This is a genomic window from Pantoea sp. BS_8 (assembly GCF_041954965.1).
Lineage (GTDB): Bacteria > Pseudomonadota > Gammaproteobacteria > Enterobacterales > Enterobacteriaceae > Pantoea > Pantoea stewartii.
In genome coordinates, this window is sequence record NZ_JAVAXU010000007.1 from 138383 (window position 1) to 162254 (window position 23872).

Sequence of the window (23872 nt, forward strand, 5' to 3'; positions counted from 1 at the left end):
TTACCCATAACATCACTGCAACTGTCAAATAACACGCCTGCTCACGAGTGCTTTCATGCCTGAAAAACAGATTACTTTTGCTCCTCGTCATCATCAATTGACCAACATCAACGTCTGGACGCCCGACAGCCAGTGGCTGGCCTTTGATGTGCGGCCTTCCGGCGCGTCGTTCACCGGTAAGACAATTGAACGCGTTAATGTGAATACCGGCGAAGTGGAAGTGCTGTATGAGGCAACGGCGGGCGCCCATGTTGGCGTGGTGACGGTTTGTCCCACCTTACCCGAGCGCTATGTCTGTATTCATGGGCCAGAGCATCCTGACGACAACTGGCATTATGACTTTCATCATCGCCGCGGCGTGATCATTGAAGCGGGTCAGGCCGCCAGTCTGGATGCATGCGATATCACGCCGCCCTTTACGCCAGGTGCTTTGCGCGGCGGTTCTCACGTCCATGTTTTTAGTCCGGATGGCTCGCGCCTCAGCTTCACCTATAACGATCACGTGATGCACGAGCTGGATATCAGTCTTGATCTGCGCAATGTCGGCATTGCCGTCCCGTTAAAAGCAGTGAAACCAGAAAAACAGCATCTGCGCGAATATGATGGCAGCCATTTTTGTGTAGTAGTCAGTGAAACGACAGCGCACCCACAGCCGGGCAGCGATCAAATCAATCGGGCCTATGAAGAGTGCTGGATTGGTCATCAGGGCTATGAAAAGCCGGACGGCAGCCGTCAACGCTGGGCCATCGCCTTTATTGGCGACACGCTTTCCGCGGCAGGAGACAAGCATCCCGAGGTATTTGTCGTCGATTTGCCAGAGGCACTGGAAGCCTATGCCAAACCCGGCCGCTCACCGCTGGAAGGGGACAGCCACCATCTACCTGCGCCACCAGCGGGGGTTCAACAGCGACGGTTAACCTATAGCAAGGGACTGGCGCAACAACCTCGCCACTGGTTACGTAGCTCACCCGATGGCAGCGCTATCGCCTTTTTGATGGCGGACAGCCAGCAGGTGATTCAATTATGGTCGGTATCGCCTAACGGCGGTGAACCGCGCCAGATAACGCGGCTGAACCACAGCATTCAGTCTGCATTTAGCTGGCATCCTCGTGGTGAAGCCATTGCCTTTATTTGCGACAACAGCGTGATGCTGTGTCACTGGCAAACGGGAGAGTGCGAACGCTTAACCGCCCGCGCCGGGTCGGCACCGTCCGGGGATGCGGTGGTCTGGTCACCGGATGGAAAAAATATCGCTTTTATGCGGGAAAAAGAGGGCTGGCAGCACCTGTTTACTGTGACGGTTGCATAGCGGGCATGGGCTGAGCATGCGCCAGATTTTCCTCGGTGTGGGCCAGCTTTTCACTCTGAAGCACGCGGGCACGCGGCGAATCCAGGGCTTTATCCTTGTCGCTGCGATAGTAATCCCAGGGCAGTAACAGCGTATCCATGACGGCAGAAAAAGGCAGATCAACCAGCGCCAGGGGCTTTAGCGCCCAGCTGGCCTGACTGTCCGTCAGAATGTCGGCACTGGCACGTGTGCCCGGATAGTAGCCCTGACTTGCACCGGTATGCGTCATGACGCTGGAACATCCACCGGAAGCGACTGCGCAACACATCACGCCAGCCAACGGTAACCTTTTCATCATTTTCATATGTCGTCCCTTCGATTCTGGCACCTGATTGCGTGAGCGCACCAGCGTACCCTCTCAGTCATGAAGTCCGTTCTGGTCCGGCAATTTACCCTTGAGTGTATGCCATTTCGCCAGTTTGGCGAAAAAAATCACGCATCGGGTCTTGAAAGCCTGGGGTCTGCACCCATTTTCTAAACAGGGTCGTTAAGGCTGCCGCCGAAAGGGGCAATGCGGTCCTGCACAACCTGTCCAATAGTGGAAGGTTGCCAAAACTTGCTGACATTCAGGAGTCTTTTTATGCGTAACTTTGATCTGTCTCCCCTTTATCGCTCTGCCATCGGATTTGATCGCCTGTTCAACCTGCTTGAGTCCAATCAAAATCAGAGCAACGGTGGTTATCCCCCTTACAATGTTGAACTGGTTGATGAGAACCATTACCGCATCACTATCGCGGTAGCCGGTTTTGCTCAGAGTGAACTGGATATTACGGCCCACGACAACGTGCTCATCGTGCGTGGTGCGCATCCGGAAGAGCAGACAGAACGTAAATATCTCTATCAGGGCATCGCCGAGCGTAATTTCGAGCGTAAATTCCAGCTGGCTGACCATATCGTCGTGCGCGACGCGCGCCTGGAAAATGGTCTGCTGAGCATCGATCTTGAGCGTTTGATTCCTGAAGAAGCGAAACCACGCCGGATTGAAATTTTAAAATAAAGCGGCCGTGACGGCTGAGTAAACATGAGAACGGTCACAGCATACAGGTTGTGGCCGTTTTTTTATGACCGCGACAAGCAGATTGATGCGGATGCGGCGAAGCGATCGGTGATGGCCTGATGGTAAGAAAACGAAAAGCATCAGGTCGCGTTGACAAACGCAGGCTTCACCTGTCCCGCGCCTTCTTTTGCAGGTTCAGATCAATGCTGAATCTGTGCCAGATCTGCTTCACTCAACCCGGTCATTTTCATCACGGTTGTTCTGTCCAGGCCATGCTGCAGCATAGTGCGCGCAACCTCGCGTTTACCTTCATTGCGGCCTTCACGTAAACCGGTCTGAATTCCCTGCTTAATTCCCTTATCAAAGCCCTTCTGCATACCTTTTTGTTCAAGCTGCTGTGCAATGGTCATAAGCGTGTCTCCGTGTTGCGGCACCCGCAGGGCCAGTTCCTGAATAAAAGCCTCGACGTCTGGGATTTCACCCGCCTGCACAATGTAGTGCACCAACGATACAATCTGTGATGACGAAAGATAACCGGACAGCAGCACAGGGACAAGTCTGTCCATCAGATTTGCGAGATCGCGCTGATGGATGTGCTTTTGCAGCAGCGTCAGTGCCGCCATGCTGCGATGTTCCACAATCTCATCGTCAGGCATTACCGTAATATCAACCAGAGGGAAGCAAGTACTGTAGAGCCTGCGAGCCAGTGCCGGATGCGTAAAATCATCCAGCCAGCAGGTGGAATAAGGATAGGGTCTGCGTTTACCCATATAAAACAGCACCGGTATCACCAGCGGCAGCGTTTTATAGCCGGCATCCAGGTGGCGCTGCATGGCCGCGACCGCGTAGCGAAGAAGCCTGAACGCCATATGCCTGTCAGGTGAAGACTGATGTTCGATCAGGACGTACATATAGCCCTCACCCGCTGTCGTTTTGAGACTATACAGCACATCACTGAAATACTGCCGGAGATCGGCTTCAACAAAGGAACCGGACGCCAGTTTTAACGTCCGTAAGTCGCAAATCGCGCGCAGATCTGCGGGAAGATGAATTTCCATGAAATCGCGGGCAATGTCAGGTTGGGTGAGAAACTGACGAAAGGTTGCATCATGCGGTGTTGGCGTTGCGTTTTTCTTCTTCATCATTGCTGGCCCGGTTATAAAGCACACGGGCGAAAGTCGTGATGAGTGAAAAGAGATGTCTGGCCGCCCTGGCAATGCGGATACTTCCATGCATCCGCATTGCTGTCCAGGCGGAGGTTTTTTTCTGCGAGCGGGCTGCCAAAGCCAGCCCGAAAACGCGCGCATGCACAGGCATTTACGAAAGGGTATTTACGTCGGGCACGTCAGTTTGACGAGTGGTAAGCGCTAATGTTGCGGCTGCCTGAGCCAGCGCTGACCAATCACGCCACCAAACATATTGACCAGCAGCCCGACAATGATGATTACAGCACCCACAATCTGCTGGCGTGATAAGGTTTCCCCTAGCACCAGGGCTGCCGAAACAATCCCAACAACAGGCACCAGCAGGGAAAGCGGTGCTACACGCCAGGTTTCATAACGGCTAAGCAACGTACTCCAGATGCCGTAACCCATAATGGTCGCCACAAAGGCCAGGTAAATCAGCGCCATCACCGTCTGTAGATCAATGTGCGTCAGACTGGTAATGATTGCCGACCGGCCTTCAAACAGCAGCGAACAGGCAAAGAAAGGAACGACGGGCACCAGCGCGCTCCAGACCACCAGCGACATAACCGGTACGGGATAATGCCGGGTGATGATTTTATTGGTGATATTCCCCAGTCCCCAGGAAAACGCCGCCGCCAGCATAAGCATCATAGTGGTCAATGTTATGCCGGCGGCGCTCTGGCCAGCCATGCCGGAGGTGGCTAATAAAAAAATGCCTGAGGTGGCAATCAGCATGCCCGCAATGTGATTCCAGCGCAGCTTTTCGGCCAGAAACAGCGCCCCAAGCAGCAGCGTAAAGAACGCCTGCGCCTGTAATATCAGCGAAGCAAGGCCTGCAGGCATACCCAGTTTGATGGCCAAAAACAGAAACGCAAACTGCCCAAAACTGATGGTCATGCCGTAAAGTAAAAGCCACTTTACTGGCACAGCAGGACGGCGCACCAGTAAAAGGGCAGGAAAGGCAACCAGTGCAAAACGCAATCCCGCCAGCAAAAAGGGAGGCATGTTATGCAGACCCAGTTTTATGACAACGAAGTTCACGCCCCACGCAATCACTACACACAGGGCTAACAGCCAGTCTTTTCCCGACACCGCACTCTCCTTTTGCCCGCGCTGGCCCGCACGGCCATATGCGCATCACGTCTGTTAATAATGCAAAATGCCTTTGCGATCGGGTTAAGGCAGCGTTGCGCTTCATCAAGGCCGGCCGGATAGAGACGACGCCTTGTTGCCCGATCGGGTCTGTAGATTTAACTGTCGCGCCAGGCGATCTCCACTTCTTCAGCCAGAATCTGTATGGCGCGCTCAATGTTTTCCGCATCCGGTACATAATTCATGCGCATGCACTGGTGCGTGTGCGGCCAGTCATGCTCCAGACCCGGAAAGAAAAAGTGGCCCGGCACCATCAGCACGCCCCGAGCTCTAAGCCGCTGGTACAGCAACTCCGTACTGATCGGTAAATCCCGGAACCACAGCCAGAGAAAAATTGCCCCCTCCGGTTTATGGATCAGGCAGCGATCCGGCGATAAGTAGCGGCGAATAAGGGCGATCGTTTGCATCACCTTGTGCTGATAAAAAGGTTTAATCACTTCTTCAGACAAGCGCAGCAGATCGCCACGTTGAATCATTTCGCTGGCAATGGCCGGGCCAATACTGCCCGGTGCCAGGCTGATGATGCCGTTCATGTTACCGATCGCGGTAATCGTGCTCTCATCGGCGATGATAATCCCGCAACGTGCGCCTGGCAGACCGAGTTTGGATAAACTCATGCAGAGAATGATATTGGGGTTCCACAGCGGCCGCACATCACTAAAAATAATGCCGGGAAATGGCACACCATAAGCATTGTCGATAAGTAACGGCACCTCATGCTGCTGCGCCAGCGCATCCAGTTGCAGAAGTTCGTCATCCGTAATGACATTGCCGGTTGGATTGGTCGGGCGCGATACGCAAATCAGCCCCACATCGTCATTCATGGGGAGATGTTCAAAATCGACGTGATACTTGAACTGCCCTTCCGGTAATAACTCTATGTTGGGCCTGGCAGAAATAAAGAGGTCTTCATCCAGGCCCGCATCAGCGTAACCCAGGTACTCTGGAGCCAGAGGAAACAGCACCCGTTTTTTACTGCCGTCACTGCGCCGCCCCGCGAACAGGTTGAAGAGATAAAAAAATGCGCTCTGACTGCCGTTAGTCAGCGCGATATTTTGCGCAGTGACAGACCAACCGCACTGCTCACGTAGCATTGCCGCCAGGGCATCCAGCAGCACGGCTTTACCGCGTGGACCATCGTAATTGCATAAGGCCTCACTCAGTTTGCCCTCGTCGTGCATCTGCTGCAGCAACTGCTGAAAATAATCGTTCATTGCCGGGATCTGTGCGGGATTGCCGCCGCCAAGCATGATCGTGCCGGGCGTACGCAGGCCTGCGCCCATGTCTTCCATCAGACGTGAGATGCCGGAATGTTGAGTAAACTTGTCGCCGAACTGAGAAAAAGCCATAGCGGTTAAAAATTTGTAATAAAGAATGGGATAACCACCATAACGCCCGCTCCCGGCGGGCGCAATGGGCAGCCGCAGGATTACTTCAGCACCTGAGGATTCACGCAGTTCTTTTCAACCTTGCCGCTCAGGGCGGCAATGAGATTTTCTACCGCGTCCTGCATCATCCCATAGCGGGTTTCGTGGGTTGCAGAGCCAATGTGCGGCAACGTAACAACATTCGGTAACGACAGCAGCGGCGAGTCAGTCGGCAGCGGCTCTTTTTCGAAAACATCCAGCCCGGCGGCGTAGATCGTGCCCTCTTGTAGCGCGGTAATCAGGGCATTTTCATCTACCACTGGCCCACGGCCCGCGTTGATCAGCACCGCACTGGGCTTCATCATCGCCAGCTGTTCTGCGCCAATTAAATGATGCGTTTCTTCGGTAAGCGGCAGGCTGATGCAAACGAAATCGCTTTCTTTGAGCAGCGTTTCCAGCTCACACCGGCGGGCTGCAAACTGCGATTCGGCCTGGTCGTGCTGACGGCGCGCATTGTAGAGAATGTTCATGCCGAATCCGAAGTGCGCGCGCTGGGCCAGCGCCATACCGATGCGTCCCATACCAAGAATTCCCATCGTCTTATGGTGCACATCCATGCCAAACCGGTCCGGACCAATACTTTTTTGCCAGTTGCCAGCTTTCACCCAGGCATCCAGCTCCGGTATACGTCTTGCCGTACTGAGAACCAGCGCCATGATGGTGTCAGCCACCGTTTCCGTCAGTACCGTTGGCGTATGCATCAGCACTACCCCTCGCTGATTCAGGGCATCCACATCAAAGTTGTCATAGCCGACAGAAACGCTGGAACAGGCGCGCAGTGCGGGCATTTTGGCCAGCAACTCGCCGTTGACTTTTCCGCCCGATCCCAGCATTCCTTCGGCCTGTTGCAGTGCCTGCGCATGTTGCTGCTGGCTTTCGGGTGATAAATCGTTGATTTCGGTGATCGTGGCATAGTCTGCGAGACGCGCACGGAGATCGTCAGGCAATTTTTTATAAAGAATGACGGCGGGTTTCATCAGATAGCTTCCTGTAAATAAATGACGGGCAACACAAAGGTCGCCCGGAGAAGATGCTAACGCTTACGCTTTCAGGCCGGTTTCGCGCCTTGTAGCGGAGGCGCCTTATTTTGTGCGGGTTTGACGATAAGCGTCAGGACCACGGACAGCAGTAGTGCGCCACCCATAAAAATATAGGAGGCCGAAGGACTGCCGGTTGCCCCGTTCAGATAACCCACAATCCAGGAGCCGATAAACGAGCCCAACGCCCCCATACTGTTGATAAGCGCCATTGCGCCGCCGGAAACATTGCGGGGCAGCATTTCCGGAATAATGGCAAAGAACGGGCCATAAGGCGCGTACATCGCGGCACCGGCGACGACTAACAAGGTATAAGACAGCCAAAAATTGCCCGAACCTACCATGTACGAACCGAGGAAGGCGAAGGCACCCACCAGCAACAGTGGCCAGACAAACAGTTTACGGTTTTGCGTTTTGTCCGATGCCCAGGACACCACCACCATCGCAATCGTGGCTGCCAGATAAGGCACAGCCGATAACCAGCCCGCTTCCACCATGCCCATTTGTGTACCGTTGCGCAAAATTGAAGGCAGCCACAGGACAAAACCGTAAACGCCAATACTCCAGGCAAAGTACTGCATACAGAGAATGATCACGTTACGATTGCGAAAGGCCTCGCCGTAGTTGCGCACCGCTTTGATGCTTTCTTGCTCTTTTTGCAGCGCGGCCTGTAGCGCGGCTTTTTCTGCATCGCTCATCCAGCGCGCTTGCGCGGGCTTATCCTGTACCATAAACCACCAGGCAATGGCCCAGATCACCGCAGGAATGCCTTCGAAGATAAACATTTCCCGCCAGCCAAACGCTTCTATCAGATACCCTGAAACCACGGACATCCACAGAACCGTGACGGGATTACCGAGAATTAAAAAGGTGTTTGCCCGCGAGCGCTCAGATTTTGTAAACCAGTTACTGATGTAAATCAGCATAGCAGGCATTACCGCAGCCTCGACAACCCCCAGCACAAAGCGAATCGCCGCCAGCACAGGGATGTTGCTGACAACGCCGGTGAGTGAAGCACAGCCGCCCCACAACAGCAGGCACCAGAAGATCAGTTTTTTTACACTGCGGCGCTCCGCATAGATCGCCCCAGGGATTTGAAAAAAGAAATACCCCAGAAAGAACAACGCACCCAGCAGGGAAGACATTCCTTTGGTAATGCCCAGATCGTCGTTGATGCCAGCGGCGGATGCGAAGCTAAAATTTGCCCGATCCAGATAGGCAAGACTGTAGGTGATAAACACGATGGGCATAATGAACCACCAGCGTTTAGGCGCGATAATCTGCGTTTTCATCGGGAACTCCTCTGTTTCTGTTTGCGGGCCGGGCTACACATCACCTAACTGCTGGCGCGTCGGCAAACCTTCGCTGTCACCAATCACCTGAATCGCCAGTGAACCAATTTTGTTCCCCCTTCGAATCGCCTCTACCAGTGGTTTCCCTTCCAGCAATGCACTTATGACTCCCACGGCAAACCCATCTCCGGCCCCGACCGTGTCCACAACCTGATCAACTTTGATTGCCGCCACCTGGCCCTGCTCACCCCCGGCTGTTTTATACCAGGCGCCCTCGCCGCCGGTTTTAATCACCACCGCTTTTACCCCTTTATCGAGATAAAAATCGGCAATATCCTGCGGTTGGCGATAGCCGGTTAAGATGTAACCCTCTTTTTCACCGGGCAGTACCCAGTCTGCGTATTCCGCTAACAGATTGAGCTGCTTACGCATTTCCTCTTCGCTGCGCCACAGCACCGGACGCAGATTAGGATCAAAGGAAATTGTTTTACCCCGCGCCCGCATCTCTTTCGCAGCATGCCTGGTCAGCTCAAGCGAACTGTCTGATATTGCTGCCGCCACGCCGCTCAGATGCAAATGGCGTGCAGAGCCAAAATAATCGTGGTCAAAATCCTCGGGTGACAGATGACTGGCAGCGGAGCCTTTGCGGAAATATTCCACGAGCGGATCGGAACCATCATCCACTTTAGATTTAAGCTGAAAGCCCGTGGGATAGCGCGGATCGACGGTCACCTGACGATGGTCGATATTTTCTTTATCCAGCACCTGACAAATAAAACGACCAAACGCGTCCTGTCCAATACGGCTCACCCAGCCTACTTTCAGCCCGAGGCGTGCCAGACCGATGGCGACATTCAGTTCTGCACCTGCGGCGCGTTTGATAAATGTTTCTACTGCAGCCAAATCACCCGTTTCGCGGGCGACAAACATGGCCATGGCTTCGCCGATCGTGATGACATCAAGCGTACCGTTAGGATGAGTCGTCATTTTTACTCCTCAGACATTACGCAGCAGCGTCACATAATGGCGCGTAACCGCAATCAGATTGTCGCCTTCCAGCGGAAATTCAATACCGCGAGGGGCTCTCGCCGGTAGCCGATGCAACAGGTCTTGCCAGCCCGGTCCGGCATCGTCGAGCGCAATAGCGCGATAGCTTTTCCCCTGCGGCACCGCTGCTTTGACGTGCACGTAACACACCTGGTCAGTCAGCAGGACTGCGGCCTGCTCCGGGTTTTCGCCTGTCCAGTGCCAGTTCCCCATATCGAAAGTCATGCCAATCGGCAATGCCGCCTCACGGGCAGCGTTAAAAAAGCGCAGCATCGGTTGCAGTTTGCCGTGCACTGTCTGGTCATTTTCCACGGTCAGCGGCACGCCATATTCCGCAATCAGCATGCGCAGTGTTTCGCTGTACAGAGCACCCGTAAAATTGCCCAGCGCCACCTTTAGTCTCTGCGCGTTTAGTTGACGAGCTTCGGTAAAATAACGCGTCAGCAAAGGGTTCAGCTTGCCGTCCTCACTGAACAAGGTATCGGGTACAGAATAGCTGGCGCGCAGCCGGTGCTGATCAATGGCCAGCGCCAGCGCGGGCAGGTCATCGAAAGTCTTGTCATCGAACAATTCGCGACGGATTTCCACACCGTCCGCACCAGCCTGCTGAATGATCGGTAAGAGCGCCCTTTGTCCGCCCAGCGCAGCAATCTGTTGATGTCCATAAGCCGCCGTGACGACGATAATTTCGGGCTCCATTGCGGACTCCTGAGGGGAAAATCGGTATTAACGTTATAAAAACGTTAAATGGAACCGGTTCCAAAGCAAAGTAGCAAAATGCGGAATTATGATCGTGCTCACGAAGCGAGCACGTAAGTGAAGGGAACAATCTGAAAATTAGCGAAGACGCTGGCTTGATCCCCGGACAATCAGCTCACCCGAGAAAACCTGCTCACAGGGAGGATGATCGTGGCCTTCGATACGCGAAATCAGGCGCTCCAGCGCATGATAGCCAATCTGCCAGGTGGGCTGTTTAAGCGTGGTAATCCCGACACCTGCCAGCGCCGCCCACTCCAGCTCATCAAACCCCAATAAACCCATGTCGCTTCCCCAGTGCAAATTTAGACGCTGAAGGGAACGGGCCACCTGTAAGGTCAGCGCGCCGTTTGCCACCATAACTGCGCAACGCCTGTCTGCATGACGCTGACAGAAGTCACGCAAGACGGTATCCATCACATCGGGCTGATACAGCGAGACTTCTGCGTTTTCATGGAGGATGGCCGGATGCGCAGCCAGCCGCTGGCGAAACGCCTGCAGGCGCTCACGACGGGTATTCACGCTGCCTAACGGTTCACTCAAAAACAGCAGCGCCTCATAACCGTTATCAATTAAGTGATCGGTGGCCGTTTCTGCCGCTTCAGCATTATTCAGGCCCACCACATCACAGGGAAAATCGGGGATTTTTCGGTCAATCAGCACCATCGGCAGCAAAGATTGCTGCAGCCGGCTCAGTACCTTTTCATGCATACCTACCGCGTTAACGACAATGCCTTCAACCTGATAGCTACTCAGCAACTGCAAATAATGCTGTTCAAGATCGACTTCATTATTGGTGTTACACATAAGCAATGTAAAGCCGCAGGCACGACAGGCCGCTTCAATGCCGCACATAACGTCCACGGAATAGGGATTGGTGATATCGGCAATGATTAACCCGATTAGCCGGGTTCGCCCCCGTTTAAGCCCGCGCGCCATCTGGCTTGGCCGATAGTTAAGATCGCTAATTGCCTGTTCAATGCGCGCTTTTAAGTCGGGAGAAAGCAGATGCTGTTCGCCGTTAAGATAACGCGAGACGCTGGTTTTCCCGGTTTTTGCCGCGCGGGCAACATCGCTAATAGTGGCGCGAGAAGGCCTGATTTTCATAGAATATTCCGCAAATTACGCATGCCGCGAGACTACCACAGGCGTCCGGCATGACAAACACGTTAGCGCTGTGCGGGCAGTTGCAGACTGGGTTGCCACAAGACCTGTAGCTGGGCCAGCGGTGCGCCGTCCAGTAACTGCATCACCATGGTCGCAAGCTGTTCGCCTCTCTCCTGCTCACTGGCCTGACGAATCGCAATAACCGGAAAATCAATGATGGCGTCAACCGGGAGTCCATCCCAGGCCATCAAAGTGATGGCATCCTTACCCTGCAGTCGTCCTGCCTGCTGAAGCGCTATTAACGCGCCTTCGGCCAGCGTACTGCTATCGGTAATAATGGCCTGAGGTTGTAGCCCTTCAGCCAGCCAGGCGGAGACTTGTTGATACCCTGCGCGGCGCGAGGGAGCAACCGCCGCAGTGGCATAAGGTGGTACGGAATCCAGGGCGTTCAGGTAGCCCTGACGGCGATCGCGAACAAACGTACAGCGTTCGTTTCCCCCGAGAAAGGCGATGCGCTGCATGCCCTGGGTCAGGCAGTGTTTTACCGCCAGCGCGGAACCTGCGGCGTTATCGACATCAAACCAGGCATGATTTTGCTGTGCATCAGTGCGCCCCAGCGAGAGAAAATTAAAGCCCTTCTGCTGTAAGCAGCGCAGGCGTTCGTCCTGCGGCAAGGTGTGCGTGATGATTAGCGCATCGACCACGCGACTGCGCAGCATACGCATCAGTGAACGCTGTCCGTCACAGGGTTTATCCGTCAGCAACAGCAGGTCGATATCATAGTGGGAAAGACGCTGGTCCAGCGCCAGTAATATCTTATTGAAATGGATATCGCTGAGGGGTGGGGCGCTCATCGGGTAGACGACGCCGACCGCGTTAGCGCGTCCGGTTTTTAAACGCCGGGCAGCTACGTTAGGACGGTAGCCACGTCGCCGGGCTTCTTCTTCCACGCGCTGACGTGTGTGTTTTGCTACATCCTCATACCCATTCAGGGCGCGACTCACGGTGGTTACGGAGAGCCCCAGGACTGACGCAATGGCTTTAAGTGACATGATGCGTTATCCATTGTTCAATTTGAACTATGCTGGCATAAAGCGTTAACTGGCACTGTGTACAGGCACCAACTGGAAACCTTACCGAGTTTATTGTCTAAAAATTGTCGAATAACTGACAGTAGCATGTCTTTCGCCCCCGGTGACAGGGGGCGAAATGATCAATTTAACGGGCTCAGCGTAATTTCAACCCGGCGGTTTTGGGCTTTGCCTGCTTCAGTACTGTTGGTCGCAATGGGGCTGTCGGGGCCGACACCCTGCGTATGCAGACGGTCAGCCGCCACGCCCTGTACGATCAAGGCGCTGGCCACGCTTTCTGCGCGCTGTTGTGACAGGCGCATATTCAATGCGCGCGAACCCGTACTATCCGTATGCCCCACCACGTTTACGGCCGTTTTCGGATACTCTTTTAGTACCATTGCGACGCCGGTCAGGGTATTGGCGCCGGCTGGCTTCAGACTGCTGCTGCTGGAATCGAAGGTCACATTGTTTGGCATATTCAACACAATATTGTCGCCCTGGCGCGTCACACTGACGCCCGTACCCTTCATTTTATCGCGCAGTTTGGCTTCCTGAACATCCATGTAATACCCCACACCGCCGCCTAAGGCTGCGCCGCTGGCGGCACCGATGAGTGCCCCTTTACCCCGATCTTTCTTCGAGGATGAAAGCACGCCCACACCGGCGCCGACTAATGCACCAAGACCTGCCCCCACGCCGGATTTTCCGGCCTGCGACTCGCCGGTATAGGGATTCGTGGTACAACCGGATATCACCAGGCTACCGCTGATTAATAACGAGATGGCAATCAATTTTTTCTGCATTATGTGTCCCTTGGGTTTCTCTAATCGGGGCGCCCCGGCCCCTTACTGGCCCTGATTATGCCGCGTAAAAGTGAGGGAAATCCTGAGGCAATGTCTTATTTTGTAAAGGAGCGGTGTTAAATGTTATCAGGATGGCAAAAGCAGTTGGTTTGGTGATCGTTAATCAGGCCGCAGGCTTGCATAAAGGAGTAGCAAATTGTCGGACCGATGAATTTAAAACCACGCGTCTTTAATGCCTTAGAGAGTGCTATAGCCTGCGGAGAGGTGGTCGGGCTCTGTTTGTAATCCGCATAGTGGTGAACAATTGGCTGGTTATCGACGAACTGCCAGACGAAATGGGCAAAATCTTCCCCTTCCGCCTCCATCGCCAGCATCGCTCTGGCGTTGGCAATAATCGCCGCAATTTTACCCGGGTGACGAATGATGCCGCTGTTTTGCATAAGTTGGACAACGTCCTGATCGTTCATCAATGCCACCGCCTGCGGATCAAACTGGTGAAAGGCCGCGCGGTAATTCTCGCGTTTTTTCAGCACCGTAATCCAGGATAACCCGGCCTGTTGACCTTCCAGACACAGCATTTCAAACAGCGCCAGTTTGTCTCTCTGCGCACGGCCCCACTCATTGTCATGGTAAGCCAGATAGAGGGGATCCTGCGTAACCCAGCCGCATCGTTGCATCATGGTATTCCTATATAAAGCGCCAGTTTGTTGACCGATGGTAGAGGGAAACCGCCACCATTTGAACCCGCCACATGACAAAATGCGAGGCGGCTTCCATAGTCACCACCACATCCGTAAAGCATTGAAAGCGAAGGCAGCCCCACGCCAGGCGAATACAATGATAACGATAGTCATTTTCAGGTCATTCCATGCGTAACGAAGTCATTCTTATCGGCCGTGAAATCACGGTATTCCTTTTTGCCTCCCTGTTTATCACCTTCATGCTTGTCCCCCTCTATATGGATGTGGTGTGGATGGATAACGCGCTGCACGAAGCCTCTTTTACTGAAACCACACAGGAACTGTTGTTAGTTACTCTCGCGGGCGCATTTTATATTGCCGCACGACACCGTCCCGATCAGTGCGGTGGATTAACCTTAATAGCCGGTTTTTACAGCTGTATGCTTATCCGCGAGCTGGATTTCTTCTTCGATCTTGTTCGTCACGGCAGTTGGGTGTGGTTTGCACTGGCGGCCGCACTGGCGAGTTTCGCCGTCGCCATGCGTACTCCCAGGCAGACGCTCCGTACGCTGGCGAACCTGCTGCACCATAACCGTTGGCCCGTGATGGCGACCGGACTGATGATTGTGCTGGTTTTCTCACGTCTGTTTGGCATGAACACCCTCTGGCAACACCTGATGCCCGATCATTACAACCGCGGGGTAAAAAACATGGCCGAAGAAGGGGTAGAGCTGCTGGGATACAGCCTGTGTTGGCTGGCCGGTCTGCGCTATCTGTGGCAAACCCGGCCGTGAACGCGCAAGTCTCTGTCCGCCCCACGGTTGCATAACAGGCGCTCGCCGGGGAGATCGCCGGCAACGCTTTTTCAGCGATCCCGCGCCTTAAAAAAGGTACAATATGCCCTTCTGCACCGCGACAGGTGATCCGGTGTTGGGTGTAAGTTAACCGCAGGTCTTTTCATGTCAGTCAAAATCTTAACGTCAACGCTAATCGGTCTGGAGGCTTTCCGTCAGGACCCGCAGAGCGCCTTACAGCAGGCTGAAGACGGCATGCTGGCGGTGCTGGATAATTACACGCCGGTGATGTATGCCCTCACTCCCGCGCGTCTTGCACAGTTATTAGCCCTTGAAGCCGCCGCTCAGCAACCCAGTGATGTGGCGCTGGATGACAGTCTGTATGACGATGTTTCTGCTACGCTGCATAAACCCGTCGGCAAGTTTGCCATGTATGACGGCTGGCAGCCTGACGCCGACTTTACCCGCCAGGCAGCAATCTGGGGCGTCGCGCTCAGCGAGCCGGTGACGGCGGCAGAGCTGGCCGCCTTTGTGGCTTACTGGCAGGCCGAAGGCCGCCTTTTTCATCATGTACAGTGGCAACAGAAGCTGGCGCGTAGCCTGCAAATGAACCGCGCCGCCAATGGCGGACAGCCGCGTCGCGATATTACGCAGATCAGCAGTACTGACTACGATATTCCCGATGGTTTCCGAGGTGAGTAATGAAAACGCCCAACGATCTGTTTAACCGTCTGAAAAGAATGATGCCAGCAGGAACCCGTCCCAAATTCACTAATGGTGAAGAGTTGCTGGCCTGGAACCAGGAACAGGGGCGGTTGCGTTCAGAAGCGATTGTGCGAGAAAACCGCGCGATGAAAATGCAGCGTATTATGGGGCGTTCTGGGATTCGTGATCTGCATATTAACTGCTCATTCGACAACTACCGCGTCGAGAATGAAGGTCAGCGCAAAGCCCTGGAGCAGGCGCGCCAGTATGCTGCTAATTTTGAAGGAAACATCGCCAGTTTTGTCTTTGCAGGTCGGCCGGGCACAGGGAAAAATCATCTGGCTGCCGCCATCGGTAACGATCTGATTTTGCGTGGCAAGAGCGTGCTTATCGTGACTGTCGCGGATCTGATGTCCAGCATGAAAGGAACGTTCAGCGGCAGCAGTGATATCACCGAAGAGCGACTGATTCAGGATCTGAGCAGCGTGGATTTGCTGGTCATTGATGAGATTGGTATGCAGAGTGAATCGCGCTACGAAAAAGTGATTATTAACCAGATTGTTGACCGCCGCTCGTCATCTAAACGTCCGACGGGGATGCTCACCAATCTCGATCCCACCGGCATGAACGCCCTGTTAGGTGAACGCGTGATGGATCGTATGCGTTTAGGTAACAGCCTGTGGGTGCGCTTCGACTGGGAAAGCTATCGCAGCCGCGTCCGGGGTGACGAATACTGATGTTGCTGCCCGCTGAAGCGGGCGGTAGGGTTACTCCCCAGTTGCATGATCGTGTGGCCTGGCCCCCATTTCTGACGTAATCCCCTTATTCAGAGGACATTGCTATTTGGCAGCCCTCTCTGCCCAATGCTAAGTTTTCATTAGACATCAAACTAATAAGACTTCGTTGGCGGTGGGCGTTCCCTCGCCGCTGTGCACCTCTGGGGTAAGCCGTCATGAGAGCAACTGGCAAAGGGCCTGCATTGATGCGGCTGAATAATCAAAAGCGCGTAATGGCTCAACTGCGTCAGCTGCGCATCACATCGCGCCAGGATCTGGCGCAGGTACTGGCGCTCAGCAAAAATACCGTTTCGCAGATTATTGATGATCTGCTGGAAAACGGTTGGGTTCAGGAACTAGGTAAAGCCAGCGTTTCTTCGGCTGGCCGTCCTAAAATTCACATTACCCTGCGCCCGGAAAAGCTGGTCAGTGCCGGTATCATGGTGGAAAAAAACCTGATTCACTGGCAGATCTGCGATTATTTTTCACAAACGCTTGCCGAACAGACAATACGGACGGACACCAGTAAACCTGGCCCGATCCTGGCTGAAATCGGCGCCCTGTGCGAAAAACTGATGGAAGCCTGGCCAGGGCTGCTGGGAATTGGGCTGGGGTTTCCCGGTGTCGTCGATTCCCGGCGAGGCTGGATGCATCTGTCAACCCACTTGGGCTGGCAGAATGTTGACCTGGCCAGTGATCTGCGCAAACAGATCTCCTTGCCGATTCGGATTATGAATAACGTCAGGGCCGCTGCGCTGCTGTCTGTGCAACAGCTCAATCTGCCCGCCGAAAGCGGGCATTTTTATTTGCGCATTGCGGAAGGCATTGGCGGCGCGCTGGTGCAGCATGGCGTGGTTTTCACCGGTAACAGCTGGACCGCTGGTGAAGCAGGACATCTTACCGTCCAGCCAAATGGCCCTCGCTGTAGCTGTAATCGGCAGGGTTGTCTGGAGGCGATGATCAGCAAACCTGCCATTAACCAACAGCTTGCCCAGCGTCAGCCGGGATTAACCTGGCACAGTCGTGACAGCGCACCGAATGTCGTAAATGAAGTGATGCAGCTGGCAGGCAACTATCTGGGCATCGCGCTCAGCCAAATCATGTTATTACTGAATCCTGCCACGATCATCATTGACTGTCCTTGGAGCATCAGCCCGACCTTTTGCCAGGCCGTGCTCAATCAGACGCAGGCCAACAAACTGGCGTTTATTGCGGCCCATACGCAGGTACATTTTCTGCAATCGCATCTGGCCCCGGCAACCGGGCTGGCGCTGGCCATTATCGAACAGATGGAGCAGCGCCTCGAGTAACAGGCCACTGAGCGTGGCCCGGTGGCTTAGCGCTGGCGAAAATCGGGAATAACCAGATCGCCACGCATTACTGAGGAATGTAACACGCTCTGCGTCTGTTGATTCAGTGCCTTCACAATACGCGCGGCCATGGCATCCATTGAATATGAGATAGCCGGAATCGTCGGGATACCGGGCAGATCCAGCGTGCCGGCCAGACTAAAGACCATAATGTCTTTTGGCACCTGCTTATTGAACGCCTGCAACTGAGGTATCACTTTTTGTGCCTGCTGTTCATCGGCCACCAGCAATGCATTGAAATTGAGCGTGGAGGCATTGTTCAGAAGTTCCTGCAACGCCACTGAAGAAGATGACGTGTCCATAAAGACCAGATTGCGGTTAAAAGGCAGGAAATTTTTTTCCAGGGCATGTTTATAGCCCAGCAGAACCTGATCGGCAAAGCCCATGCCCTCGGGATGAATCAGAGCAATTTGACGACGATTTTGACTGATAAGATAGTTACAGGCCGTTTCCGCTGCAAAAGCATGATCACGCTGGATACTGTTCACTTCTTCGCCGGATTCCAGACAATCCACCAGCATCACGTTTGGCTGACGCAGGTTTAACGGAAAGCGCGCGCCGATAATTAAGACATCATCACATAACCCACAGGTCAACTCACTGAGACAGGTCATCACGTCCGCTTTCGTGTTGGCGAAACGAAGTAACAGGTGTTTTTGATGCTGACTGAAATGTTTCTCCAGCGCATAAAGGTAACCCGTCGTCTGATTGATATTTTCCTGCGCACAAATAACACCGATACAGCCCGTAGACTGACTCAGTAGTGACTGGGCGATGACGTTTGGACGATAATTCAGTTCATCCACCGCTTTTAACACCGCAGCCCGACTGGCCTCTTTCACCCCACGTGACCCACTCAACACGCGCGATACGGTGGCTTTTGACACGCCAGCCAGTCGCGATACATCGTTGATAGTAGACATCATTTTCCCCTAACAGAACCAAACGGCTCCCTGAAAACTGACCGAAACGGCGGCTTAATTTTTCGCCACAGGCAGTATAGCGTTTTCATTTTTTCATGGAAACCGATTTTCCGTTTCTACTCAATAAGCATTTTTACCGCTTAATTTAGTGATCTGAATCGTAATTAAACACCCGTTATCAGCCAGAGCATGATGCCTGTCACACTTCCTTTTGCGACAAATGGAAACCGGTTTCCATATCGTATCAAATCATCTCCGTAACAAGTTTTACACGTAAAGGAGCGTTCTCATGATCAGGATTATGTTGTGCTGTTCGGCAGGTATGTCCACCAGCATGCTGGTGCGCAAAATGGTAGAGGTGGCGGATCAGCGTGGCCTCGCTGTGCAGATTGATGCCTGGGGCATTGCCGAGTTTGATACGCAGTTTCCAACGTATCAGGTTGTGCTGCTCGGCCCGCAAGTGAAGTACATGTTAAACACGCTTTCAGAAAAAGCTGCCACCCACGGTATTCCTGTCCGGGCTATTGATATGACGGACTACGGTATGCAACGCGGTGACAACGTGCTGGATTACGCTCTGTCGCTTATTGAAGCGACACACTAAAAGGTGTCATTTATGGGTTCGTTATATCAGTCAATGGTGACGGTGATTGAACAGGCTATTACGCCCCTCGCCGGAAAATTGGGTCAGCAAAAGTACGTTATCGCTATTCGTGATGGTTTTACGGCGGCCCTGCCGTTTATGATTATTGGCTCGTTCATGCTGGTGTTTATTTTCCCGCCCTTTTCAGCGGATACCACCAACAGCTTTGCCCGGGCCTGGCTCGACTTTTCGGTCACTTATCGCCAGCAACTGATGCTGCCGTTTAATCTCAGCATGGGCGTCATGACCTTTTTTATCTCAGTCGGCATCGGTGCCAGTCTGGGCCGACAGTTCAACCTTGATCCCATCATGTCAGGTTTACTGGCTTTTATGGCCTTTTTACTGGTGGCAGCGCCCTATGCTGATGAAAAGATCTCTACGCAGTACCTGTCCGGTCAGGGAATTTTTACGGCCCTGATTACCGCGATTTATGCCACCCGTGTTTATGCCTGGCTCAAACAGCATAACGTCACGATTCGCCTGCCCAAAGAAGTCCCCACTGGCGTCGCCCGTTCTTTTGAGATTTTAATTCCGGTATTGGTGATCATTGGCACCCTGCATCCGCTTAATCTGTTTATTGAAGCCAAAACGGGCATGATTATTCCTCAGGCGATTATGCATCTGCTGGAACCGCTGGTATCCGCCTCAGATTCCCTGCCAGCCATCTTGCTGTCGGTGCTGCTGTGCCAGATTTTTTGGTTCGCCGGTATTCATGGCGCACTCATCGTCACCGGCATCATGAATCCCTTCTGGATGGCTAATCTCTCCGCCAATCAGGCCGCTCTGGCAGCCGGTGCGGCGCTGCCCCATGTCTATCTGCAGGGCTTTTGGGATCACTATCTGCTTATCGGCGGCGTCGGTTCCACTTTGCCGCTGGCCTTTTTACTGCTGCGCAGCCGGGTGCTGCATCTGCGTACCATCGGCAAAATGGGCGTGGTACCCAGCTTCTTTAATATCAATGAGCCGATCTTATTTGGTGCGCCCATCATCATGAATCCCCTGCTGTTTATTCCCTTCGTCTGCGTCCCGATGATTAATGCCGTTCTGGCCTATACCGCCACAAAACTGGGCTGGGTTGCGCAGGTCGTTTCGCTGACGCCCTGGACGACGCCCGCGCCGATTGGTGCTTCCTGGGCGGCCAACTGGGCGCTCAGTCCACTGGTCATGTGCCTGATCTGCATGGTGATGTCGGCACTGATGTACTTACCTTTTCTGCGCGCTTACGAACGCAGCCTGATCAAAGCAGAAGAGAAAAAAATTCAGGATACCGTGCCCGCAGGCAATACCGTGCACGGTCATCCCCAGGCTTAAGGAGTCAGTCACATGCACTACCGTTTTCCCGACAATTTCTGGTGGGGCAGCGCCAGTTCGGCGTTGCAAACCGAAGGCTGTAGCCTTCAGGGCGGTAAAAGCGCCACCACCTGGGATCACTGGTTCGCACACCAGCCGCATCGTTTCCATCACGGTATTGGCCCGGCCGATACCTCCGGCTTTTATCAACACTGGCGGCAGGATATCGCGCTGCTAAAAGCGTTAAAGCACAACAGCTTTCGCACCTCGCTGAGCTGGGCGCGGCTCATGCCGGACGGAGCGGATGAGATCAATCCCGAGGCCGTCGATTTCTATCACCGGGTCATTGATGAATTACTGGCGCAGGGGATTACGCCGTTTATCACGCTGTTTCATTTCGATATGCCGCTGGCCCTGCAGGAGAAAGGGGGCTGGGAAAACCGCGAAGTGGTGCAGGCGTTTGGCCGCTACGCGCAGCGCTGTTTCGCGCTGTTCGGTCACAAAGTGAAGCACTGGTTTACTTTTAATGAGCCCATTGTGCCGGTTGAAGGCGGCTATCTGTATGATTTTCATTATCCCAACGTGGTGGATTTTAAACGCGCCGCTACCGTGGCCTTTCATACCGTACTGGCACATTCCCTGGCGGTACGAGCCTGGCGTAACGGCGGCTATGATGGCGAAATAGGCGTGGTACTGAATCTCACACCGTCCTATCCGCGCTCAACGAATCCGGCAGATGTCAACGCAGCACAGCATGCCGATCTGCTGTTTAACCGCAGCTTTCTCGATCCGGTTCTCAAGGGCGAATATCCGTCTGCGCTGCTGGACTTATTAAAACAGCATGACCAGTTGCCACACTGCCTGCCTGGCGACAGCGCCTTGCTTGCCGACGGCATCATCGACCTGCTGGGTGTCAATTATTATCAACCGCGCCGGGTGAAGTGCCGGGACAGCGCCGTCAACCCTGACGCACCGTTTATGCCGGAGGCATTATTCGATCATTACGACATGCCTGGCCGACAAATGAACCCATACCGCGGATGGGAAATCTATGCGCCGGGTATTTACGATATTCTGATCAACCTGCGCGATAATTACGGCAACCCTCGCTGCTTTATTTCTGAAAATGGAATGGGCGTCGAAAATGAACAGCGTTTTATTCAAGACGGTAAAGTTCAGGATGATTACCGTATCAAATTTGTTTCCGAACATCTTAAATGGCTGCATAAAGGCATTCGCGAGGGCTGTCATTGTCTGGGTTATCATATGTGGACCTTTATCGACAACTGGTCCTGGCTGAATGGCTATAAAAATCGCTATGGCTTAGTGCAGCTCGATCTGGAAACACAACAACGTACGATAAAAAAGAGCGGGAATTGGTTTGCTAACGTTGCCGAAAATAACGGTTTTGACTGAGAGCGATAATAATGATTGAACTTGAAGACGCTGTAATGACGATTATCGTCAATTCAGGACACGCCCGCAGTTTGTGCTTTGAAGCCCTGCAGGCGGCGCGGCAAGGCCAGTTTGACGAGGCCCATGCGCGCCTCAAAGAGGCCGACGACTATTCCCGCAAGGCCCATCAGATGCAAACCCGGTTAATTGAACAGGATGCTGGCGAGGCCCGACAGCCGATGACGTTAATTATGGTCCATGCTCAGGATCATTTAATGACGTCGCTATTAGCCCGTGAATTATCAGAAGAAATAATTCATCTCTATCAACGGTAATTTGATCGCTTAATACAGGAGAATGCCTGACAAAAAACATCCCTCTGGAAAGAAAACATACTCTACAAATCAACTTGTTTTGGTGACAGTCAATAAGCCGAAACGGGCGGGTTATTATCTGAAAACAACAGCACGCGTCTTTCGGGTTAATTCGTGTTAACCCGAAGGATGAGGTGTAAACGAGATAACCATGAACATGATAAAAACATTTTCACTTCCTCTGGCGGTGAGCGCCGCGCTGTGCCCGATTGCCGGCCTCGCACAGGAATTCACGCAGGAACAAATCGACGCTATCGTCGCCAAAGCCGTCGATAAAGCTTTAGCAGAGCGTCAGGCTAAGATGGATGCCGCCGTCGCGAAAAAAACGGATGTGATAACAGAACCGCAGAGTCCTGCACAGTCACCGGATATGGCCATTCCTTTTGGCGTGAAGTTTAGCGGCTACGCCCGTTATGGCGCGCATTACCAAAGTGGTGACCAAAAGTATGTCAACGTTGATGGCTCTTACAACGGCGCCTCCGGTATTGGTCGCCTGGGGAACGAAGGTAACGGCGGCGAATTCCAGCTCTCTAAAGCGTTTAAAAGCACGAACGGTGCCATCTGGGACGTGAACGTGATGATCGATCACTGGGGCGATGAAGTGAACCTGAAAAAAGCTTACGCTGGCGTGACCAACGTGCTGGCCTCGAATCCCAATGCCTATCTTTGGGCCGGACGGGACTTTCATCAGCGCCCGCAACAGAACATCAATGACTATTTCTGGATGAATCACGATGGTCAGGGCGCGGGCGTAAAAGACTTTGACGTAGGCGGGATAAAATTTGACCTTGCTGCCGTCGCGGCGGTGGAATCCTGTAATCCTGAAGTGCTTAGCGATGAATCCAATCCGTCACGCATTACCTGTACGGGCGGATCGGGCACCGGCGATAAAGGAAACTATGCCGCCACATCTAAAATCCACGGCATGAAACTGGGGCCGCTGGATCTGGAGATGTATGCCAATTACGGTTTCGACTCTAAGGCCGTGGAAAGCGAGGATCGCCTCAACGCCTGGCAGGGTGCGTTTGTCGTAAGCCACACCACCGATCATGGCGTCAATAAAGTGATTGCACGCTACTCAGACAATGCGGATAACAGCGTTTACAGCAAAACCCATGGCCTCAGCACGCTTTACACCAGCTTTGAAGGTAAGCACCTGTTTACTCAGCAGGCGCAGGTGGAGTATCTGCTGGCCTATCACGATTATGACAACAGTCGACTGAAAAGCGACAACCGGAAAAACTACGCTGCCATTGTGCGCCCGATGTATTTCTGGAATGACGTGCACTCCACCTGGCTCGAAGCCGGTTATCAACGGGTCAACTATGATGAAGGCGGTAGCAACAACGGCTGGAAGCTGACGCTGTCGCAAAATATCGCTATCGCGATGGGCCCGGAGTTCCGTCCCATGCTGCGCTTCTATGTGACGGGCGGCAAGGTCGATGATGCGCGCACCGCACGCGTGAATGGCCGGGAAAACGATATTCTGGACGACTTCAATCTGGGTGCGATGTGGGAAGCCTGGTTTTAAGACGAAACACGGGTCGTCTACGGCCAGTGTGAGGCGGTGTACGGATTTACCTGCAACGATAAGCAACCCTCGCCCCTCGGGCATTTCTGCCGTATGCCCGATTGGGTGGTAAGCTGTACGAAGGGCGCGCTACACCGCCTTGCCGTGTCAACACGACATTCACCT

Annotated in this window: 24 protein-coding genes; 11 read left to right on the plus strand and 13 right to left on the minus strand. The window is 53.6% G+C overall.

Annotation, left to right across the window (positions count from 1 at the left end; translation table 11 throughout):
• The first annotated feature begins 55 nt into the window (after positions 1-55).
• On the plus strand, positions 56-1309 hold the full coding sequence (locus tag RAC65_RS14600) for a DUF3748 domain-containing protein (protein WP_375096828.1): 1254 nt from the start codon (positions 56-58) through the stop codon (positions 1307-1309).
• On the opposite strand, the gene RAC65_RS14605 is transcribed toward RAC65_RS14600, so the two are convergent.
• A complete protein-coding gene (locus RAC65_RS14605) occupies positions 1290-1652 on the minus strand; it encodes a YceK/YidQ family lipoprotein (protein WP_006121372.1) in 363 nt (120 codons plus the stop codon). The two genes, RAC65_RS14600 and RAC65_RS14605, sit on opposite strands and share 20 nt — an antisense overlap.
• A 276-nt stretch (positions 1653-1928) precedes the next feature.
• Here RAC65_RS14605 and ibpA point away from each other — a divergent pair, with 276 nt between their 5' ends.
• Positions 1929-2345 carry a small heat shock chaperone IbpA gene (gene ibpA / locus RAC65_RS14610; RefSeq protein WP_006121371.1) on the plus strand — a complete coding sequence of 139 codons (417 nt, stop codon included), beginning with the start codon at positions 1929-1931 and terminating at the stop codon, positions 2343-2345.
• Between the two features lie 200 nt (positions 2346-2545).
• On the opposite strand, the gene RAC65_RS14615 is transcribed toward ibpA, so the two are convergent.
• From RAC65_RS14615 to RAC65_RS14665, 11 genes are all read right to left on the minus strand, one after another.
• Complete coding sequence (locus tag RAC65_RS14615) at positions 2546-3487, minus strand: Rpn family recombination-promoting nuclease/putative transposase (RefSeq protein WP_375096845.1); 942 nt, start codon at positions 3485-3487, stop codon at positions 2546-2548.
• Between the two features lie 225 nt (positions 3488-3712).
• Positions 3713-4624 carry an EamA family transporter gene (locus tag RAC65_RS14620; RefSeq protein ID WP_058701535.1) on the minus strand — a complete coding sequence of 304 codons (912 nt, stop codon included), beginning with the start codon at positions 4622-4624 and terminating at the stop codon, positions 3713-3715.
• A 158-nt stretch (positions 4625-4782) separates the two neighbouring features.
• Positions 4783-6033 (minus strand): valine--pyruvate transaminase, encoded by a 1251-nt coding sequence (locus RAC65_RS14625; RefSeq protein ID WP_375096829.1) that lies wholly within the window; start codon positions 6031-6033, stop codon positions 4783-4785.
• An 80-nt stretch (positions 6034-6113) separates the two neighbouring features.
• Complete coding sequence (ghrB, locus tag RAC65_RS14630) at positions 6114-7088, minus strand: glyoxylate/hydroxypyruvate reductase GhrB (RefSeq protein WP_375096830.1); 975 nt, start codon at positions 7086-7088, stop codon at positions 6114-6116.
• A 71-nt stretch (positions 7089-7159) separates the two neighbouring features.
• Positions 7160-8440 carry an MFS transporter gene (locus RAC65_RS14635; protein ID WP_039339172.1) on the minus strand — a complete coding sequence of 427 codons (1281 nt, stop codon included), beginning with the start codon at positions 8438-8440 and terminating at the stop codon, positions 7160-7162.
• Positions 8441-8473: 33 nt separating this feature from the next.
• The gene (locus RAC65_RS14640; RefSeq protein ID WP_205955806.1) at positions 8474-9427 is read right to left on the minus strand and encodes a sugar kinase; all 954 of its coding nucleotides are present in this window, start codon (positions 9425-9427) and stop codon (positions 8474-8476) included.
• Positions 9428-9436: 9 nt separating this feature from the next.
• Positions 9437-10186 carry a sugar phosphate isomerase/epimerase family protein gene (locus tag RAC65_RS14645; protein WP_375096831.1) on the minus strand — a complete coding sequence of 250 codons (750 nt, stop codon included), beginning with the start codon at positions 10184-10186 and terminating at the stop codon, positions 9437-9439.
• Positions 10187-10324: 138 nt separating this feature from the next.
• A complete protein-coding gene (locus RAC65_RS14650; RefSeq protein WP_375096832.1) occupies positions 10325-11350 on the minus strand; it encodes a LacI family DNA-binding transcriptional regulator in 1026 nt (341 codons plus the stop codon).
• A 62-nt stretch (positions 11351-11412) separates the two neighbouring features.
• Positions 11413-12402 carry a LacI family DNA-binding transcriptional regulator gene (locus RAC65_RS14655; RefSeq protein ID WP_324020665.1) on the minus strand — a complete coding sequence of 330 codons (990 nt, stop codon included), beginning with the start codon at positions 12400-12402 and terminating at the stop codon, positions 11413-11415.
• 161 nt (positions 12403-12563) lie between these two features.
• Positions 12564-13226: an OmpA family lipoprotein gene (locus RAC65_RS14660; RefSeq protein WP_006121355.1), complete on the minus strand. Its 663-nt coding sequence runs from the start codon at positions 13224-13226 to the stop codon at positions 12564-12566.
• Positions 13227-13342: 116 nt separating this feature from the next.
• A complete protein-coding gene (locus tag RAC65_RS14665) occupies positions 13343-13903 on the minus strand; it encodes a DNA-3-methyladenine glycosylase I (protein ID WP_033737277.1) in 561 nt (186 codons plus the stop codon).
• A gap of 191 nt (positions 13904-14094) precedes the next feature.
• Here RAC65_RS14665 and RAC65_RS14670 point away from each other — a divergent pair, with 191 nt between their 5' ends.
• From RAC65_RS14670 to RAC65_RS14685, 4 genes are all read left to right on the plus strand, one after another.
• The gene (locus RAC65_RS14670; RefSeq protein WP_375096833.1) at positions 14095-14700 is read left to right on the plus strand and encodes a hypothetical protein; all 606 of its coding nucleotides are present in this window, start codon (positions 14095-14097) and stop codon (positions 14698-14700) included.
• Positions 14701-14865: 165 nt separating this feature from the next.
• A complete protein-coding gene (gene dnaT, locus RAC65_RS14675) occupies positions 14866-15402 on the plus strand; it encodes a primosomal protein DnaT (RefSeq protein ID WP_006121358.1) in 537 nt (178 codons plus the stop codon).
• Complete coding sequence (gene dnaC / locus RAC65_RS14680; RefSeq protein WP_006121359.1) at positions 15402-16142, plus strand: DNA replication protein DnaC; 741 nt, start codon at positions 15402-15404, stop codon at positions 16140-16142. Before dnaT ends, dnaC begins: the two co-directional genes overlap by 1 nt.
• A gap of 215 nt (positions 16143-16357) precedes the next feature.
• The gene (locus RAC65_RS14685) at positions 16358-17491 is read left to right on the plus strand and encodes an ROK family transcriptional regulator (protein WP_058701538.1); all 1134 of its coding nucleotides are present in this window, start codon (positions 16358-16360) and stop codon (positions 17489-17491) included.
• A gap of 26 nt (positions 17492-17517) precedes the next feature.
• On the opposite strand, the gene RAC65_RS14690 is transcribed toward RAC65_RS14685, so the two are convergent.
• Positions 17518-18474, minus strand: coding sequence for a LacI family DNA-binding transcriptional regulator (locus RAC65_RS14690; RefSeq protein WP_039339256.1), 957 nt, complete (start codon positions 18472-18474; stop codon positions 17518-17520).
• A 289-nt stretch (positions 18475-18763) separates the two neighbouring features.
• On the opposite strand from RAC65_RS14690, the gene RAC65_RS14695 reads away from it, so the two are divergent.
• The 5 genes from RAC65_RS14695 (at position 18764) to RAC65_RS14715 (ending at position 23707) form a co-directional block, all read left to right on the plus strand.
• The gene (locus RAC65_RS14695; protein ID WP_033737272.1) at positions 18764-19078 is read left to right on the plus strand and encodes a PTS sugar transporter subunit IIB; all 315 of its coding nucleotides are present in this window, start codon (positions 18764-18766) and stop codon (positions 19076-19078) included.
• A gap of 12 nt (positions 19079-19090) precedes the next feature.
• Entirely contained in the window at positions 19091-20428 is a 1338-nt protein-coding gene (locus RAC65_RS14700; protein ID WP_033737270.1) for a PTS sugar transporter subunit IIC, read from the plus strand.
• Between the two features lie 12 nt (positions 20429-20440).
• A complete protein-coding gene (locus RAC65_RS14705) occupies positions 20441-21823 on the plus strand; it encodes a glycoside hydrolase family 1 protein (protein WP_375096834.1) in 1383 nt (460 codons plus the stop codon).
• 11 nt (positions 21824-21834) lie between these two features.
• The gene (locus RAC65_RS14710; RefSeq protein ID WP_072021690.1) at positions 21835-22137 is read left to right on the plus strand and encodes a PTS lactose/cellobiose transporter subunit IIA; all 303 of its coding nucleotides are present in this window, start codon (positions 21835-21837) and stop codon (positions 22135-22137) included.
• A 190-nt stretch (positions 22138-22327) separates the two neighbouring features.
• Positions 22328-23707, plus strand: coding sequence for a carbohydrate porin (locus RAC65_RS14715; protein ID WP_033737263.1), 1380 nt, complete (start codon positions 22328-22330; stop codon positions 23705-23707).
• Positions 23708-23872: the final 165 nt, after the last annotated feature.